Source organism: Nocardiopsis rhodophaea, assembly GCF_039530945.1.
GTDB classification, from domain to species: domain Bacteria; phylum Actinomycetota; class Actinomycetes; order Streptosporangiales; family Streptosporangiaceae; genus Nocardiopsis_C; species Nocardiopsis_C rhodophaea.
Genome location: NZ_BAAAPC010000010.1, coordinates 182,850 through 199,609, shown reverse-complemented (window position 1 = coordinate 199,609; position 16,760 = coordinate 182,850). Strand labels below are relative to the sequence as shown.

The 16,760-nt window shown below is 69.5% G+C and carries 11 protein-coding genes; 2 read left to right on the top strand and 9 right to left on the bottom strand.

What is annotated here, in order from left to right:
• Positions 1-172: 172 nt before the first annotated feature.
• The 8 genes from ABD259_RS13405 to ABD259_RS13370 all read right to left on the bottom strand — a co-directional run bounded on the left by ABD259_RS13405 (position 173) and on the right by ABD259_RS13370 (position 11,501).
• Positions 173-2,404, bottom strand: a complete 2,232-nt coding sequence (locus tag ABD259_RS13405; RefSeq protein ID WP_486348484.1) for an RHS repeat-associated core domain-containing protein — start codon at positions 2,402-2,404, stop codon at positions 173-175.
• On the bottom strand, positions 2,401-3,222 hold the full coding sequence (locus ABD259_RS13400) for a hypothetical protein (RefSeq protein WP_344162595.1): 822 nt from the start codon (positions 3,220-3,222) through the stop codon (positions 2,401-2,403). Before ABD259_RS13400 ends, ABD259_RS13405 begins: the two co-directional genes overlap by 4 nt.
• A 504-nt stretch (positions 3,223-3,726) precedes the next feature.
• Positions 3,727-4,983, bottom strand: a complete 1,257-nt coding sequence (locus ABD259_RS13395) for a cytochrome P450 (RefSeq protein ID WP_344162591.1) — start codon at positions 4,981-4,983, stop codon at positions 3,727-3,729.
• A gap of 16 nt (positions 4,984-4,999) precedes the next feature.
• On the bottom strand, positions 5,000-6,628 hold the full coding sequence (locus tag ABD259_RS13390) for an acyl-CoA synthetase (protein ID WP_344101885.1): 1,629 nt from the start codon (positions 6,626-6,628) through the stop codon (positions 5,000-5,002).
• A gap of 124 nt (positions 6,629-6,752) precedes the next feature.
• Positions 6,753-7,913, bottom strand: a complete 1,161-nt coding sequence (locus tag ABD259_RS13385) for a thiolase domain-containing protein (RefSeq protein WP_344101887.1) — start codon at positions 7,911-7,913, stop codon at positions 6,753-6,755.
• 1 nt (position 7,914) lies between these two features.
• On the bottom strand, positions 7,915-9,009 hold the full coding sequence (locus ABD259_RS13380) for a lipid-transfer protein (protein WP_344162588.1): 1,095 nt from the start codon (positions 9,007-9,009) through the stop codon (positions 7,915-7,917).
• A complete protein-coding gene (locus ABD259_RS13375; RefSeq protein WP_344162585.1) occupies positions 9,006-9,929 on the bottom strand; it encodes a Zn-ribbon domain-containing OB-fold protein in 924 nt (307 codons plus the stop codon). The genes ABD259_RS13380 and ABD259_RS13375 overlap by 4 nt, the downstream gene beginning before the upstream one ends.
• A gap of 3 nt (positions 9,930-9,932) precedes the next feature.
• Positions 9,933-11,501: an acyl-CoA synthetase gene (locus ABD259_RS13370; RefSeq protein WP_344162582.1), complete on the bottom strand. Its 1,569-nt coding sequence runs from the start codon at positions 11,499-11,501 to the stop codon at positions 9,933-9,935.
• Positions 11,502-11,657: 156 nt separating this feature from the next.
• Here ABD259_RS13370 and ABD259_RS13365 point away from each other — a divergent pair, with 156 nt between their 5' ends.
• Entirely contained in the window at positions 11,658-12,470 is an 813-nt protein-coding gene (locus ABD259_RS13365) for a crotonase/enoyl-CoA hydratase family protein (RefSeq protein ID WP_344162579.1), read from the top strand.
• Between the two features lie 28 nt (positions 12,471-12,498).
• Here the strand turns inward: ABD259_RS13365 and ABD259_RS13360 are convergent, their stop codons facing one another.
• Positions 12,499-13,623, bottom strand: a complete 1,125-nt coding sequence (locus tag ABD259_RS13360; protein WP_344162577.1) for a hypothetical protein — start codon at positions 13,621-13,623, stop codon at positions 12,499-12,501.
• Between the two features lie 421 nt (positions 13,624-14,044).
• Between ABD259_RS13360 and ABD259_RS13355 the strand changes: the two genes are divergently transcribed.
• The gene (locus tag ABD259_RS13355) at positions 14,045-16,747 is read left to right on the top strand and encodes a sensor histidine kinase (protein WP_344162575.1); all 2,703 of its coding nucleotides are present in this window, start codon (positions 14,045-14,047) and stop codon (positions 16,745-16,747) included.
• Positions 16,748-16,760: the final 13 nt, after the last annotated feature.

Genomic DNA, 16,760 nt, shown 5'->3' with positions numbered 1-16,760 from the left:
ACCTGAATCTATCCACTTGCGCCTAGCCAGGTGAATCCCCGCGTCGGTCGAGTCTTCATAACCGAACTCCACGCCACAGCAGTCGCATATTTCATAGGTCGGGCTCCTTCCGTCATCCCCCCACGGGGGATCCTCCTGAAGAAGGCCACAAACTCGGCAGTGAGAGCTAGACCTATTGGGCATTGAAGTAATCCAGATTTGACGAATACCCATGCTGGCCGGGATTTGGCTTGAAGTAGGTCCTGGGAACACCCGACGGATCCATAACGCCAAATTCATCTGTTGTCGGATTAAACCGCAAGACATCACCATTCGCTCGAGTTCGAGTCAGCACATTCGGGTCCCCGCTGCGAAGAAATCTATTTGCCGCTTCGACATACTGCTTCGCATTATTGAGCCCTGGAAACTCCGACTTATGCTTGTTCCAGTGCCCAAGGGCGTTTTGAACTGATGTCTTTCTTCTTGTGGAACTCCAGATTGACCCGCCGCAGTTGTGGGTGAGCACGTCGCTCGACGCGCCGACTGCGACGTTGAAGGTGTGGACGCCCTCGACTGTCAGGTTATGGACCTTGGCGGACTGGGTCCATGCCCTGGTCGCAGTGACCTGGACCCACGTGCCTGCTGAAGTCTCCAGCCACATGCCCGGCCGCAGGTCGCCAGCATCGACCCACTCCTGCAACTCAGGGACCCAGAAGGGGTGGCCTTCGGTGGAGATGACGATGTCTCCACCAGCCAGTGGCCCCGGCATGCCGCCGTTGCCCTTCAAGCCGCCCGTGTCCGGGCTCAGTTCGGCGTCGGCCGGTTTCTCGGTGGTGGTGTCGACCGTGATCTCGACCAAGTCCTTCGACCCTTGCCCGATGATCGTGGCCAGAACCGTCTTGGCCGACTGCTCACCTGTTTCCGGATCCGTAGCGAGGACCGTGTCGCCTACCTCGACGTCTTCGATCGGCTTCTTCGATCCATCCGACATCACCACGGATGTCCCTGCGACAAAGCTGTTGGTGAGACACGTGCCAGCTGGGTCGCTGCCACCGCCCCTCGTGCGAGAGAAAAGGCCGGACATTCTGCTCGACAGTCCGGAACGGCCGCCGCCTACTCCCACGCGACTGGCGCCGCTGCTGAACATCGACCCGATCTTGCTGGAGGCTGCCGAGGCGACCTTGCCGCCGAGGGCACCGCCGACCGCGCCGAAGGCGCCGCCCAATGCCGTGGCTGCTAACGCATCGGTGACGCTCCATTGCTCCTTGGGGGTATCCAGCTGGTATTGGACCAGGCCGGAGACAGCGCCGCCGAGGGCTGCGCAGCCAATGGTTCCGGCCCCGGCGGTCGCCACCGAGCAGGCGGCGCCGACTGCGATTCCGGCACCTGTTGCGATAATGGTGTTCTTATGTCGACGTACAAAGGATGACGTAGCGCGATACGCGCGCTTCACATAGCTCTTGGTCTTGTGGTACGCGCGGCGGGCGTACCTTCTGGCCTGGTGGTACTTCTTCCGGACGTAGCGCTTCGCCTGGTGGTACTTCTTCTTGACGTACTTCTTGACCTTCTTGTACTGGCGCTTAACGTACTTCTTGCCCTTGTTGTAGACCTTCTTGGTCTTGTTCCAGGCCTTCTTCCCGGCGCTCGTGACCGCGTTCCAGGCCTTGTCGAGGAACATCCCCGACGGGTCGCTCCAGGTGACCGGGTTGTTGTTCGAGTACACGTAGCCGTGCATCTGCTGGGCGTCGGTCGGGTCCATCACCGGGTCGACCGAGATGAACCGGCCGATCGCCGCGTCGTAGGCGCGTGCCCCCAGTTGGGTGAGGCCGGTGGACGCGTCGATCGTGCCGCCGACGAAGCCCTTCTCACCCGGCCACTCTCCGGTCGAGGAGCGCTCCTCGCCGAACGGGGTGAACCTCCGCTGGACGGCCTCACCCGTCGAGGCGTCGATCGCGAGCTGGCCGCTGCCGTGGTGGTCGGAAATGAGCCAGTGCAGCGACCCGTCGTTCTCGCGCATCGCGACCGTCTCGCCCGCGTGCTCGTAGTACCGCGTCGCCTCGGTCTTCTGGTCCGTGGCGTCGAACCGGAGCTCCATCCCCGGCAGGTAGAGCGTTGACGACTGGGCGTCGCGGCGCAGCAGGCGCTGGCCGTTGGCGTCATAGGTGTAGCTGGTCGCCTGGTCGCCCTCGGTGACCTTGACCAGGTTCCCCTCCGCGTCCCACTCCAGGTTCTGGTCGTGCTCCGCAGTGAGTCGGCTGGTCATGTTGCCCGACTCGTCATAGTCGTACTTCTCCAACCGGTCGCCCTCAGGCCCGGTCTCCTCGACCTTGGTGAGCGCGTGCGGCTGGAGCTTCCCCGGGTCGGGGTGGGTGTAGGTGCGGACAGTGTCGCCGTTACCGGACGCGGAGTGTTTGGTCTCCGTCAGCCGGTTGCCGACCTTGTCGTAGGTGTAGGAGTGCCAGTACGGTGCCGCGCCGCCCGGCTTGTCGCCCGACGGCTTCTCCGCACAGGACTGCTGGTCGTCGTCCTCTCCGGGCTTGGGGGTCCAGGCGTCGGTGAGGCGGCGCGTGCGGTGCGCTCCACTTCGGGAACGTCGTCGCCCGCGGAGTCCCACATGGCGGGGGTCGAGGCGGTGAACACCGACTCCCCACCGTTCTCACCCAGGGCTTCAAGGTTGCCCGCCTGGTCGGAGCTCATCCGAACGCCCTTGGTGCCCAGCGCCAGTTCCAACTCGGCCAGATCGGGGTTCTCAGCGGCCTTGCGTGTCTTGACCACCAGGACTTGGGAGAAACCGTCGGTTCCGGCCGTGAGCACCAGGTCGAAATCCGGCAGCACGTCGGCGTAGGTGGCGCGGTCCTCCTCCAGTGTCGGAGCGGGCAGCTCGCCGGGCCAGTCCAGCTCGACCGCCTTGGATCCGATTCCGATCCGGGCCATCGGCGCATCGCCACCGCCGGAGAATTCGACCTCGGCCGAGGACGCCTTGGGCTGCACCATGCCGTCACCCGCCGTGACCAGGGTGGTGTCGACCGGCTCCCACCCATTGGCCGTGCGTACCCGTTCGGGCACCGCCGACTGCTCCAACGTGAACGAACCATCCGGCTCGGCGAACACCCGCGACCGTTCGTCCGTCGCGGAGGTGATCTCCACCCGCTCGCCCGACCTCTCGGCCTTCTCCGCGGCCGAGCGCTCCTCCGCTGTCAGGTCGTGGGCTGGGGAGTCCGTGTCGGCTGGAGCCGGTGACACCGAGAGCAAGCTCCCAACCAGCACGCCCGCCACCACGGCGGCACTCCTTCTCACGGCACGCATCCGCTCCGACACACGTTTACGTCGTCATTGGTTCCGGTGCCTCCGCGCAAACCCGGCGGAGAAATAAAGCGCCGATAAAGCTGCCAGAGCCCCATCACCGCGTGCAACTGTGTCGCAACTCACATGCAAGCATTTCCTCCGGGGGTTGCCGACAATTCCTAGAAACGGAATTGCGCATCCACCTGCAGAAACGCATTCTGATCGACAGGATTCGCAGAGGCCATTGTAATTTTTTGGAAAAAAATGGCTCATCGTCGGCCTCAAGCGCGACCAAACCGCAACCTTCGGCGCACAGACCGGCTGGGGCACCGGTTATGATCCCTACCGGATTCTTCTGTCTGCGGGGCGAGGCTCGGCGGTGACAAAGTAGACGCCAGCACTGTGGATGGCTCCATTCCCTGGAGGGAATTCACCGTCCGATTCATTGGAAACCCGCAATGATCAGCAGTAACGCACCGGAAGGTGTTTGATTCCGTTGATCCACGACGAACGGAACCGCTCCGGTGGCCCCGTCTGGCGGATGTCGGGCATGTGGTCGGCGATCGCGTCGAAGATCAGGCCGATCTCCAGGCGGGCGAGGTTGGCGCCCAGGCAGTAGTGGGCGCCTGTGCCGCCGAAGCCGAGGTGGGGGTTGGGGTCCCGCGTGATGTCGAAGGTGAAGGGGGCGTCGAACACGTCCTCGTCGAAGTTGGCCGAGCTGTAGTACAGGCCCACGCGCTCGCCCCTGCGGATGGGCTGACCGCCGATCTCGGTGTCGGCTGTCGCGGTGCGCTGGAACGCGATCACCGGCGTCGCCCACCGCACGATCTCGTCCGCGGCGGTCCGGGGCCGCTGGTGCTTGTAGAGGTCCCACTGGTCGGGGTTGGCCAGGAAGGCCAGCATGCCGTGGGTGATCGCGTTGCGCGTGGTCTCGTTGCCGGCCACGGACAGCAGGATCACGAAGAACCCGAACTCGTCGTCGGTCAGCCCGCGGCCGTCGATGTCGGCATGGACCAGCTTGGACACGATGTCGGCACGCCGATCCGCGCGGCGCTCCCCCGCCAGCACCATGGCGTAGCCGAGGATCTCCGCCGCGGCGACGGTCGGGTCCACCGTGTACTCGGGGTCGTCGTAGCCGAGCATCTCGTTGGACCAGTCGAACAGCCGCGCGCGGTCCTCCTGCGCCACCCCGATCAGCTCAGCGATGGCCTGCAGCGGCAGCTCGGTGGCGACCTCGGTGACGAAGTCCCCCTCGCCCCGGGCCGCGGCGTCGGCCGCGATCCGCTCCGCCCGGGCGCGCAGTGCGTCCTCAAGCGTGCCGATGGCGCGCGGCGTGAATCCCCGCTGCACGATCTTGCGGAGTTTCGTGTGTTCCGGTGGGTCGATGTTGATCAGCATGTTCTGCCGCTGCACCTCTAACCCCTCCGTGCTCATCCCCTCGTAGAAGCGGACGATCGCGGTGTTGGCGTGGGTGGAGTACAGGTCGGCGTTGATCGACGCCTCCCGCACATCGGCGTGCCTGCTTAGGATCCACAGGCCGCCGTCGTCGAAACCGCTCGCCGCGGGCTGCGGGTTCCAGTAGACGGACCGCGTCGCGCGCAGGGCTGCGAACTCCTCGTGCGGAATGCGCTCGGCGATGAGGTCGGGGTCGGTGAAGTCGAATCCGTCGGGGAGAGTGGGGAGGCGAGGCTGGGGCGGCTGGGGAGGTTCGGGTGTCATGGGAATGCGTCTCCTCTTACTCCTGTCGACCGGTCCGCGTGGGGGACTGCTCGTGCGGGGGCGGCTCGCCCGCCGCCACCCGCCTGGCCCAGCGGTAGTCGGCCTTTCCGCTGGGCGAGCGCCGCACCTCGGGAACGACGCGGTACTGGCGCGGCACCTTGTATCCGGCGACTCTGCCGCGCACGAAGGCATCGAGGTCCGCCTCCGCGACGCTGTCGGCGACCGACACCACGGCGGCCACCCGCTGCCCGAAGCGGTCGTCGTCGACTCCCACCACGACGGCGTCGCTCACCTGCGGGTGGCCTTTCAGGACCGACTCGACCTCTTCGGGGAAGACCTTCTCTCCGCCGGTGTTGATGCAGACCGAGCCCCGCCCGTGGACGGTGACGGTGCCGTCGGCCTCGACGGTGGCCATGTCGCCGGTGAGCGTGTAGCGCACGCCCCCGGCCTCCACGAACGTCGCGGCCGTCTTCTTGCGGTCCTTGTAGTAGCCCAGCGGTACCCGTCCCGATCGGGCGACCTGGCCGATGTCCCCCGATCCCGGCGCCACCGGCCGCAGGTCCGGACCCAGCACCGTGATGCGCTCGTCGTCGAAGCGGTAGCGCAGCCCCGTCTCCGGTGTGGCCCCCACGACGCCCCACGCGACCAGGCCCGTCTCGGTGGACCCGTAGTTGTCCAGGACGGCCCGCCCCGGGAGCAGCTCCTCCAGCCGGGCGCGGACCGAGCCGGACAGGATGGCGCCGCTGGAGCTGATGACGTGGAGAGAGGAGAGGTCGTAGTCGCCCGCCGCCAGCGCGTCGGCGAGCGGTGCGGCCATGGCGTCGCCCACAAGGTTGATCGTCAGCACGCGCTCCCGCTCGATGGCGCGCAGCACCGCGTCGGCGTCGAACCCGCGGACCAGCACGATGGTGCCGCCGACCCACATGCAGATGAAGGCGGTGAACTGCGCCGCGCCGTGCATCAGCGGGGCCGCCGGCAGCATCGCCGCACCGCCGCCCGATGTCGCCTTCTCTACCAGCTCCTCGGGGGTGGCCACCGGTGCGCCGCCGGGGTTGCCGCCGCCGTGGCCGCTGAAGAACAGGTCCTCCTGGCGCCACATCACCCCTTTGGGCAGCCCGGTGGTGCCGCCCGTGTAGATGATGTAGAGGTCGTCGCCGGAGCGCTTCGAGAAGTCCCGCTCGGCACTCTGCCCGGCCAGCGCCGCCTCGTAGCCGGCGCTGCTGACGGGCGGTCGCGTGTCGAGGGGCGGGCCGCCGACGGCCACGAGGTGGCGCAGCGTGGGAACCTCGGGGAGCACGGCCGCGACACGGTCGCCGAACTCCGCGTCGTAGACGAGGGCGGCGAGATCGGCGTCGGTGTAGAGGTGCCGCAGCTCGTCGGCGACGTAGCGGTAGTTGACGTTGATCGGCACCGCCCGGATCTTCAGCGCGGCGAGCAGCGATTCGATGTAGGCGGCCCCGTTATACAGCTGCATGCCGACGTGGGCGCCGGGGCCGATGCCGGAGGCGGTCAGGTGGTGGGCCAGCCGATTGGCGCGCGCCTCCAATTCGGCGTAGCTGCGGCGGTCGTCGCCGCAGACGAGGGCGGTTCGCTCGCCGATCCGGTCGGCGATGCTCTCGAACAGGTCGGCGAGGTTGAACTGCATCCGGCCTCCCGGTGTGGTCACTCCCCCGGAGGTCAGTCCCGTTTGGTGTCGGTGGTCGCCCCGTTAGCCCCGTGCTGGTGCCGTTGATGATGTTGTCGTTGGTTTCGGTGGTTCCGTCAGGTCGTCATGGCCGCTCCGCTCCGACGACCCACATCGCGAAGAACTGGGATCCCGCACCGTAGGCGTGCCCGAGAGCCGTGCCGGCCCCGTCGATTTGGTGCTCGCCCGCCGCCCCGCGCACCTGCTGGGCCGCCTCGGCGAACCTGATCAGCCCGGACGCCCCGACCGGGTTGGCGGAGAGCACGCCACCCGACGGGTTCCACGGCGTGTCCCCGTCGAAGGCGGTCGCTCCCGCCTCGGTGAGTTTCCAGCCCTCCCCCTCACTGGTGAACCCGAGGTTCTCCAGCCACATGGGCTCATACCAGCTGAATGGCACGTACACCTCGGCCACGTCGATATCACGACGCGGGTCGGCGATCCCGGACTGGCGGTAGACGTCGGCCGCGCAGTCCCGGCCCGCCCTCGGGTTGACGGCGTCGCGCCCGGCGAACGAGATCGGCTCGCTGCGCATGGCGGTGCCGCGCACCCACGCCGGGGCGCCGCGCGCCGCCCGAGCCGCCGCCTGCCCGCCGAGCACCACGGCACACGCCCCGTCGGACGAGGGGCACGTTTCCAGGTAGCGGATGGGCTCCCAGAGCATGGGCGAACCCGCCACCGCCTCCGGTGTGATGTCCGGGATCTTCAGGTGGGCATAGGGGTTGCGCAGCGCGTTGCGCCGGTCCTTGGCCGCGACGATGTGCCCGATGTGGCCGGGTGCCTCCGCCCGCTCGATGTAGGCGCGGATGAACGGGGCGAAGTAGCCTCCGGCGCCCACCACCAGGGAGGTCGACATGGGGTGGGCGACCGTCAGCGCCCACGTCGCGTTGGATTCGGACTGCTTCTCCCACGCGACCACCAGCACCCGCTCGAACGCCCCGCTGGCGATGTGGCTCGCCCCGACGATGGCCGTCGATCCGCCGACCGATCCGGCTGTGTGCACGCGCAGCAGGGGTTTGCCCCGCGCCCCGAGGGCGTCGGCCAGGTACAGGTCGGGCATGATGACGCCCTCGAACAGGTCGGGCGCCTTGCCCAGGACCACCGCGTCGATGTCGGCGAAGGTCAGCCCCGCGTCCTCCAGCGCGCGCAGCGCCGCCTCGCGCACCAGCCCCGCGATGGAGACGTCCTCGCGCCGGGTCCGGTAGCGCGTCTGCCCGACCCCGATGACCGCCACAGGCCTGCCGCTCATCTCACCCCTCCAGTACCGTGACGAGGTTGTGCTGCAGGCACGGCCCCTGCGTCGCGTGGGCGACGCCGCGCTCGGCCGTACCCTCGGCGATTCGGCGGGCGACCTCGCCCACCCGGATCAGCCCGGTGGCCATCACCGGGTCGGCGCCGATCGGCCCGCCGGAGGGGTTCACCTCGACCTCGTCGCCGAGGCCGAGCGCCCGGCGCAGCAGCGGCTCCTCGTGGCTGAAGCGGGCGTGCACCTCGGCGATCTGCACCGGCGCCGTGCCCACCCCGGCCGCGAGCGCGGCGAGCTCGGCCGAGGCGCACCGCGTCAGGTCGCGGGCCGCGGGACTGTGCGCGTCGATGCGCTGCTCCAGCCCGCGGATCCACGCCGGACGGGTGCCCTGGGCCCCGGCGATGCGGCGGGCGGCGTCGCCGGAGGCGAGGACGACGGCGGCGGCGCCGTCGCAGGGCCGTGCGATGTCGCCCGCCCGTAAGGGGTGCGCCACATGGTCCTCCTCGTCGAGGAGCGCGTCGGGGGTGAACCCGGCCTCGGCCGAGAAGGGGTTGGCGCGGGCGGCCGTATGCGCGCGGGCGGCCACCTCGGCGAGGTCGTGCTCGGTGACGTGCCCGGCGTCGAGCAGAGCGCGGGCCTGCAGCGCCGACAGCGAGACATGGTCGATCTCCAGCGGGGCCAGGTAGTAGGGGTCGAGCTGCTGGGTGAGGATCTCGGGCAGCTCGCCCTGCGTGGCCTTGCCGAAGCCGTAGACGAGAGCGGTGTCAGTACCAGGGTCGCCGTGCCGCAGGCGCAGCCACGCCTCGTACAGCGCCCACGCCGCGTCCATCTCGACGTGGCTCTCGCTGATCGGCGGCCACGCCCCCACCGCGTCGAGCGCGCCGACGAAGGAGAAGGGGGCGCCGCCGAGGTAGTCCAGGCTGCCGGAGACGGTGAACCCGATGTCGCTCCGGTCGATCGCGGCGCGGGCGAGAACATCGGAGACCACCTCGTGGACGAGGACCGCCTCGGGTGTCCCGTTGTCGACGGCGCTGTGCCGGGTCTGGGCGAAGGCGACGACGGCGATGTCATGGTTTTCAGTGGTTTCGGGGGTGCTCACGCGTTCCTCCCCTCGTCCGCGTGTACGGGGACGAACCAGCGGATGCTCGGCCGGGTCCGGCTGCGCTCGTCGGGCGGCAGCCACTCGGCCCGCACCCGCATCCCGGTGCGCACCTGGGACACCTCCACCCCGCCGATCAGGGCCAGCAGGTCCACGTCGGCCCCGTCCAGGCGCACATAACCGGTGACGAAGGGGACGTCGGGTGCGCGGGGGTCGGGGACGTGGTTGACCGAGAACATGGTGAGCACGCCGGTGTCCGGTAGCTCCACCTCCTCCACGCCGGGACTGCCGTCGGTGGGGTCGAACTCCCGCAGGGGGACGTACACGGTGCCGTGCCGGGACCGCATGCCGAGGATCCGGCCCTCCACCTGCCCGTCGAGGTAGCGGGTGAGGGCCGTTCCGGCCCGGATCGTGTAGTCGAGCCGGGTGCGCGCGACGACCCGGGTGACCTCGGGGCGGAAGGAGGCGATGTCGGTGATGGCGCCGACGCGCTCGTCGCGCAGCTGGGGCCGGACCCGCAGTCCGGTGCGCAGGTCGCGCGGCGGGGCGCTGCCGTTGTCAGGGCCGAAGTCCAGGGTGTGCAGTAGCGGGGTGTCGGCGCCGTCGAGCAGGATCAGCGCCCAGGCGAAGGGGTGGCCGAGGGGGTGTTTGGGCCGGGGGGCGGCCACCCAGGTCCAGGTCGTTACCGTCCCGGCCGGGCCGACTTCGACGAACTCGTCGGTGACGGGGGAGCCGTCGTCCGGGTCGTACTCGGTGGGCGGCACCAGGACGCGTCCCGAGCGGGTGCGCACTCCGACCAGGCGTCCGTCGCGCAGTTCGGTGAGGAAGCGTCCGATCACCGGGCCGGTGCTGCGGGTGTAGCCGCCGGGGAACTCGACCGTGTGATCGCCGGTGAGGGGGTGGTGGGGCGGGGTTCCCAATGCTCACCTCTGTTCGCTGGTCGCGCCGTTGTCCTGCCAGTAGGGGTCCCGGAGTTTCCGCTTGATCAGCTTGCCGTTGGGTTCGCGCGGCATCTCGTCGATGAAGTCGATGCTCTTGGGCCACTTCATCCGGGCCAGGCGCCCGTCGAGGGAGCGCAGTAACCGGTCGGCCAGCTGGGGGCCGGGTTCGACGCTGTCCGCCGGTTCGACGACGGCCTTGATCTGCTGGCCCCACTCCGCGTCGGGAACGCCGAACACCGCCACGTCCATGACGTCGGGGTGGGAGAGAAGCTCGTTCTCGATCTCGGCGGGGTAGATGTTGACGCCCCCGGAGATGATCAGATCCGATCTGCGGTCGCTCAGGTACAGGTAGCCGTCGGCGTCCACGTGCCCGAGGTCGCCCATGGTGAAGTAGCCGCGCAACCGACCGGCCGCGGTCTTCTCGCGGTCGCCCTTGTACTCGAAGTCCGAGCCGGTCATCTTCATGTAGACGGTGCCGACCTGCCCGGTGGGGACCTCGTTGCCGTCGTCGTCGACGATCATCAGGTCGGTGATCGGCCAGGGGCGGCCGACCGATCCGGGGTGCGCGCGCCAGTCGTCGGGCGTGGAGATAGTACCGCCGCCCTCGGTGGCGGCGTAGTACTCGTAGACGCAGTCGCCCCACCACTCCAGCATCGCCTCCTTCACCGCCCGCGGGCAGGGGGCGGCGCCGTGGATGAGCCAGCGCATGGACGAGACGTCGTAGCGCCCGCGCACCTCCTCGGGCAGGTACAGCCACCGCTTGAAGTGGGTCGGGACCATGTGCGTGCTGGTCACGCGATAGGTCTCGATCAGCCGGAGCGCCTCCTCGGCCTCCCACCTGTCCATGTAGACGACGGTGTGCCCCATGTGCAGGGCGATGGTGCTGAACTGCGTGACGGCGGTGTGGTAGGTCGGCGAGGTAACCAGGTGGGTGTGGTCCGGCCCCGGTTCGATCCCGAACACGTGGAAGAGGAACGTGAGCAGCTCGGCGGCGTCATCGGGGTCAAGCCCGCTGAGCGGGCGGCGCACCCCTTTGGGCCGGCCCGAGGTGCCCGAGGTGTAGTGCATGGCGAGCCCGGCCGTGCGGTTCTCGGGGGTGGCGTCGGGATAGCGCCCCACGAGGTCGTCGAGCCCGACGCATCCGGGGACGCCGCCGACCGAGATGCGCGCCGCCGTCGGCAGGCCCGCGGCCTCGGCCCCGCGGATGCCCTCCTCGGCGTACCGCTCGTGCACGACGAACGCCTTGGCCTCGCTGTCCGCCAGGATGTGGGCGATCTCCGGGGCGGTGAAGTGCCAGTTGATCGGCGTGTAGTAGAGGCCCGCCTGGGCGGCGGCCAGGTAGAGGGTGAGCCCGTCAGCGCCGTTGGGCGTCAGCCCGCAGACGACGTCGCCGGTGCGCAGTCCCATGTCGCGCAGCGCGTGGACGAGGCGGTTCGCCCGGCCGAGCAGGTCTCCGGCACGGTGCTCCGTGCCGTCGGGATCCACGCATGCGAGTCGGCCGGGGTGGGCCTGGGCGAGCCTCCAGAAGCCGGGCCGCGTCACATCCGACATTGAGATCTCCCTCACATTAAGAGGCGCTCGGCGCTAAGTAGAGCACGTTCTCGTTTTATCGCGCAAGACGTGTCACCGTGGGTTTTAGCATCTAGAATCGGTTTCTCTTGCTGGATCCATTCACATCGTTAACGGTGTTCACAAACAGGAGGCCACATGGCCGAGCTTCTTTCTATTTCGACCCCGCACTGCCATGTGATAAGAGACGGCAACATCGTGACGGTGACCATGCACCGCCCCGAGGCCCGCAACGCGCTCTCGACCGACATGCTCGTCGGACTGGCGGACGCCTTCGCCTACATCGACTCCGAGCCCCGGGTGCGGGTGGGCATCCTGACCGGAGCGGACGGAGTGTTCTGCGCGGGCGCCGACCTCAAGGCCATGGGCACCCCCTCCGAGGACCCCCGGGTGCGGCGGCGGGCGGCCGAGATCGAGGACTTCCACTGGAAGGGCCTGCTCCGGCAGGCGCGGCCGAGCAAGCCGCTGGTGGCCGCGGTTGAGGGGCCCGCTGTGGCGGGCGGAACCGAGCTGCTCGTGGGCACCGATATCCGCATCGCGGCGCGCGGCGCGACGTTCGGCCTGTACGAGGCGCGGCGCGGCCTGTTCCCCATGGGCGGCTGCGCCGTCCGCCTCGCCCGGCAGATCCCCTACACCCACGCCATGGACATGCTGCTCACCGGGCGCTCCTACACCGCGCGCGAGGCCGCCGACATCGGGCTGGTCACCCGGATCGTCCCCGATGGAGCCGCGCTGGACGCCGCCCGGGCGGCCGCCGCGTCGATCGCGGACTGCGGCCCGCTGGCCGTGCAGGCGATTCTGCGGGTCCACCGCGAGACCGAGGGGATGGCCGAGGAGGAGGCACTGCCGGTCTCCGACCGGATCGGCTGGGAGGTGATGGCGTCGGACGACGCCAAGGAGGGCGCCCGCGCGTTCGCGGAGAAGCGCGCCGCGCGGTTCACCGGCACCTGAGAACGCGCCGCGCCCCACGGCTTCCCGGTCAGTCCACGGCCTGCGGTGCGTGGTCGTGGCCCTGCGCGAGCGGAGCGGAGTAGCGCACCAGCTTCCTGGGCAGCCCGCCGGAGACGGCGCCGCGAGTGACCACCCGCACCCCGGCCACCAGGTCGGACAGGCCCGTCTGGTCGCGGCGGGCCATGGCCGGGAGGCCGTGCAGGGCCGCCACCGCCAGCGCCCACCACGGGAGGTCGAGCACGAACATCACGGTGACGGGCGTGTAGAGCAGCGCCGAGCGCAGCAGCACCCGCCACCGCTCGGCCGGCAGGGGACGGCCAAGAGCCGCGAGCGCGAGGTGGACGGAGGCGCGGCCGGGCGTGCAGCGGTCGCGCCGCAGCAGTGGCACGACCAGCCCGAGAAGGACCGCCAGCGCGATGAGGGCGATGTCCATCGCCGCGGCGCCCGCATGCCGCGGAACCGCGCCGACGGCCACCGCCAGGGCGGCCAGCGTGCCCGCGCCGGACCACCACAGCCCCAGATCGAGCCCGTGGCCCAGGAGGCGGCGGGAGATCGCGGGCGGCATCATGTCGGCCATCGCGCCGGGCCAGGGACGCGGCAGCCAGCGAACCGCGGCGGTGCCGACCAGCCATCCGGCGAGCGCTCCCAGTCCGCCGAGGACGACGTCGTCGACGGCCGCGACCCGGTACGCGCACGGATAGAGCCCGAGCACCCCGGTCAACTGCACCGCCTCGATCAGCAGGGCGAGCAGGAGCCCGAGCGCGCCGGCGAACACCGCACCGCGCCGGTAGCGGTAGCGGGCGAGCAGGCCGACGGCCGCGTAGACACCGGCGGCGAGCGCGATATGCGCGGCGGAGGGCCACGCCAGGGGCGCCGTCTGGAGCACGGCCAGCGGGCCGAACCGCGGGGCGGCGCCGCCGCTGATAGCGCACAGGCCATCGACGCCGCGCGGCAGCGGGTAGACGGCGTAGGCCGCCACGCCAACGCCGACCAGCACCGTGATGAGGCCGACCTGCCCGGGCCAGCCGCGCATCGGCCCATAGCGCTGATGGTGGCGCGCGAAGAACAGCGCGGTACCCAAAAGGATGCCCAGCGCGGCCCCCGGGAACACGACCGCCGCCACTGTGGGATCACCCGCGAAAATCCCTGCCATAAGTACCTCAGGCTAACGGCCGCGGCCTCATTGCGCAGCGAAAACGTGGATCCCACGGTAACCGCCGCAGCGCCCAACAGACCGGACAAACGGCCCCACAGGCATCCCCTTCGGTAACTTTTTGATAATCCTTCTGCTGTCCCGCGAACCACTCCACACCCACACGCACACGCATACTCAGGGCGAACGCCCTGGTTAGGACCAAAGTCCCACCGCGACGCACTGGTTACTAACCGACTGCATAACGCAACCACCACGCAAACAGTTGATCTCGGGCGAGATACGATCCCCACGCCGACCCCTAGAGCAATGGTTTTTTCACCGGCGCACCCCTGATCCCCGGTGCCGTCGCGCGGTACATCCCCGACAGACGACGAGTGTCCCCGGTCCGGTGCGCCCGTCTCCGGGCCATAGGAGAGCAGTGCAGGCAGCAAAAGAACAGCGAGTCCACGGCATCGGCACTCGCCTCCGCAAGATCGTCCTGGCCCCCACGGCGGCTCTCATCGCCCTGTGGCTGGTGGTGACCGGCTATCTCGGCTACAGCGCCGTGCTTCAGTACGCCCTCGTCCAAGGGAACCGGGAGCTGCTGACCCCGTCGGCGGTCGCGCTCACGGCGGTCATGGACGAGCGCTCGGCCACCATCGCCTTCCTGGAGGACCCGGACGGGCAGCGCGAAGCTCTGCGCAAAGCGCGCGCGACCTCCGACGAGCACATGAGCACCTTCCTTGACAAGTTCAAGGACGTCCTGCCCTACTCACCCGAGCCCGTCCAGCAGCGCCTCCACGACCTCGACGAGCAGTTCTCCGAGATCGAGGACTTCCGCGCCCACGTCGACGACGACGTGAAGAACGGTGAGGGCTCGCGCAAGTCGGTCCTGAACTACTACAACGACCTCTCCGAGGCCGGGGCCGACCTGTTCGAGGAGGTCGGGCGCGCCGGGCACGCCGCCGAGACCATCGGCCCGGGCATGACCGCCGTCTACACCTTCCGTGTCGTCGACACCCTCGGGCGGGCCGACGCCCAGCTCGCCCGCGGCCTGGCCACCGGCCAGCTGTCCCGGGCGGACCAGGTGGAGTTCACCCGTCTCGTCGGCTCCTATCGCGGCATGATCGACGCGCTTCACGAGTACTACGGGCCCGATACCAGTCAGAAGCTGAAGGATCTGCGCGGAAGCGACGAGTGGGCGCGGCTGGAGAAGCTGGAGAACACGATCTCCGACCGTCCGATCGGCACCACGACGGACCCGATCACCGGTGAGTCCCGCCAGGACCTGTCCATGCCGGTGGACGCCGAGGAGTGGCACGCCGCCTATGACCCGGTGAAGTCGACCCTCACCGACATCGGCGCCGAGCAGTCCCTCCAGACATCGGAGATCCAGGAGGACGTGGCGGTTCGGGCCATCATGTACGCCGTCGCGGGCAGCATCGGCATCGCCGTGCTGTCGATCCTGGCGTTCGGCTACGCCCGCCGGGCCGCGGAGAACCTGATCCAGCGGCTCAACCGGCTGCGCGACGACACACGCGACCTCTCCGAGGTCAAGCTGCCCACCATCATGGACCGGCTCAGTCGGCACGAACCCGTGGACCTCGACTCCGAGCTGCCCGACCTGATCTCGCACCAGGAAAACGACGAGATCGGGCAGGTCGCCAACTCGTTCGACACCGCCCAGCGCACCGCCGTCCAGGCCGCGGTGCGCCAGGCCGAGCTGCGCGAGGGCATCAACCGGGTGTTCCTCAACATCGCGCACCGCAGCCAGACGCTGGTCCACCGGCAGCTTCGCCTGCTCGACAAGATGGAGCACGAGCAGGAGGACCCGGAGCACCTCACCGAGCTGTTCAAGCTGGACCACCTGGCCACGCGCTCCCGGCGCAACGCCGAGAACCTGCTGATCCTCGGCGGCGAGACCCCGGGCCGTACCTGGCACCGGCCGATGCCTCTGATCGACGTGCTGCGCGGCGCGATCTCGGAGTCCGGCGACTACACCCGCGTGGAACGGCAGCACATCGCGCGGGTCCAGCTCAAGGGCCCGGCCGTCGCCGACGTCATCCACCTCGTCGCCGAGCTGGTCGACAACGCCACCACCTTCTCCCCGCCGCACACCCAGGTCCGCCTCAGCAGCGACCAGGTGCCCAACGGCGTGGTGGTCGAGATCGAAGACCGCGGCCTCGGCATGCGCGAGGACGAGTTCGAGGCCGCCAACGAGCTGCTGGCCCACCCGCCGGAGTTCGACGTCATGCGGCTCAACGAGAAGATGCGCCTGGGCCTGTTCGTCGTCTCGCGCCTGGCGCACCGCCACGACATCAAGGTCCAGCTGCGTTCGTCGCCCTACGGGGGTGTGCAGGCGATCGTCCTGCTGCCCACGGCCGTCATCGCCGGAGACCCGCTCGCCCTGCCCCAGGGGGTCGAGAACACCGGGGAGCAGCGGATCATCTCCGCGCGGGAGGAACGCGCTGACGGGGACGGCACCGACGGCACCGACGGCAGCGGAACGTCGGGCGACGACACCGGCGCCGGGCCGGACACGGCGCCGGGCCCCTCGGCCCGTGGGCCGGCCACCATCTCGAACGGCACGAAGCAGAAGGATCCCACACTGGCGCCGGGCACGCTCACCGGCGATGTGCTGGCGAGCACCCCGACCCCGCCCTCGTCCTCTCCTTCTCCGTCCGACACCGGCCCGCGCCCGGCGCTGCCCCGGCGCGAGCCGCGCCCCGGCGTGTGGAAGGGCGCCGACGACCTGCGCCAGCACTCGCAGGATCGCCCCAAGCCCCCCGCACTGCCGCGTCGCCGGGAGGCGACCCCCGACGATGCGTCACCGGTATCCCCCGCTCCGGCCGACGCCTCGGCACCGACCGACACGCCCACGGCTTCTGAGGAGGGATCGGCCACGTCGAAGGACGGACGCCCGGCGCTGCCCCGCCGCACCCCCCAGGTGAATCTGGCCCCGCAGCTCTCCGAGGAACCCGAGGCGACCCCCGCCCCTGCCAGCTCCGCACAGCAGGATGCGGACCGCTCGGCGCGCCTGCGCCGCAACATGGCCGCATTCCAGCAGGGCACCGAACGAGGTCGGCTTGAGGCGAAACAGCGCCAGAACGACAGCGAGAGCGAGAAGGACTCCCGATCTTGACCAACAATGCCGC

What these genes read in the sequence shown, in the direction of transcription:
- ABD259_RS13395 (WP_344162591.1), bottom strand. Translation starts at nt 4,983, where the DNA reads ATGACACCCGAACCTCCCCAGCCGCCCCAGCCTCGCCTCCCCACTCTC.
- ABD259_RS13390 (WP_344101885.1), bottom strand. Translation starts at nt 6,628, where the DNA reads ATGCAGTTCAACCTCGCCGACCTGTTCGAGAGCATCGCCGACCGGATC.
- ABD259_RS13385 (WP_344101887.1), bottom strand. Translation starts at nt 7,913, where the DNA reads ATGAGCGGCAGGCCTGTGGCGGTCATCGGGGTCGGGCAGACGCGCTAC.
- ABD259_RS13370 (WP_344162582.1), bottom strand. Translation starts at nt 11,501, where the DNA reads ATGTCGGATGTGACGCGGCCCGGCTTCTGGAGGCTCGCCCAGGCCCAC.
- ABD259_RS13365 (WP_344162579.1), top strand. Translation starts at nt 11,658, where the DNA reads ATGGCCGAGCTTCTTTCTATTTCGACCCCGCACTGCCATGTGATAAGA.
- ABD259_RS13360 (WP_344162577.1), bottom strand. Translation starts at nt 13,623, where the DNA reads ATGGCAGGGATTTTCGCGGGTGATCCCACAGTGGCGGCGGTCGTGTTC.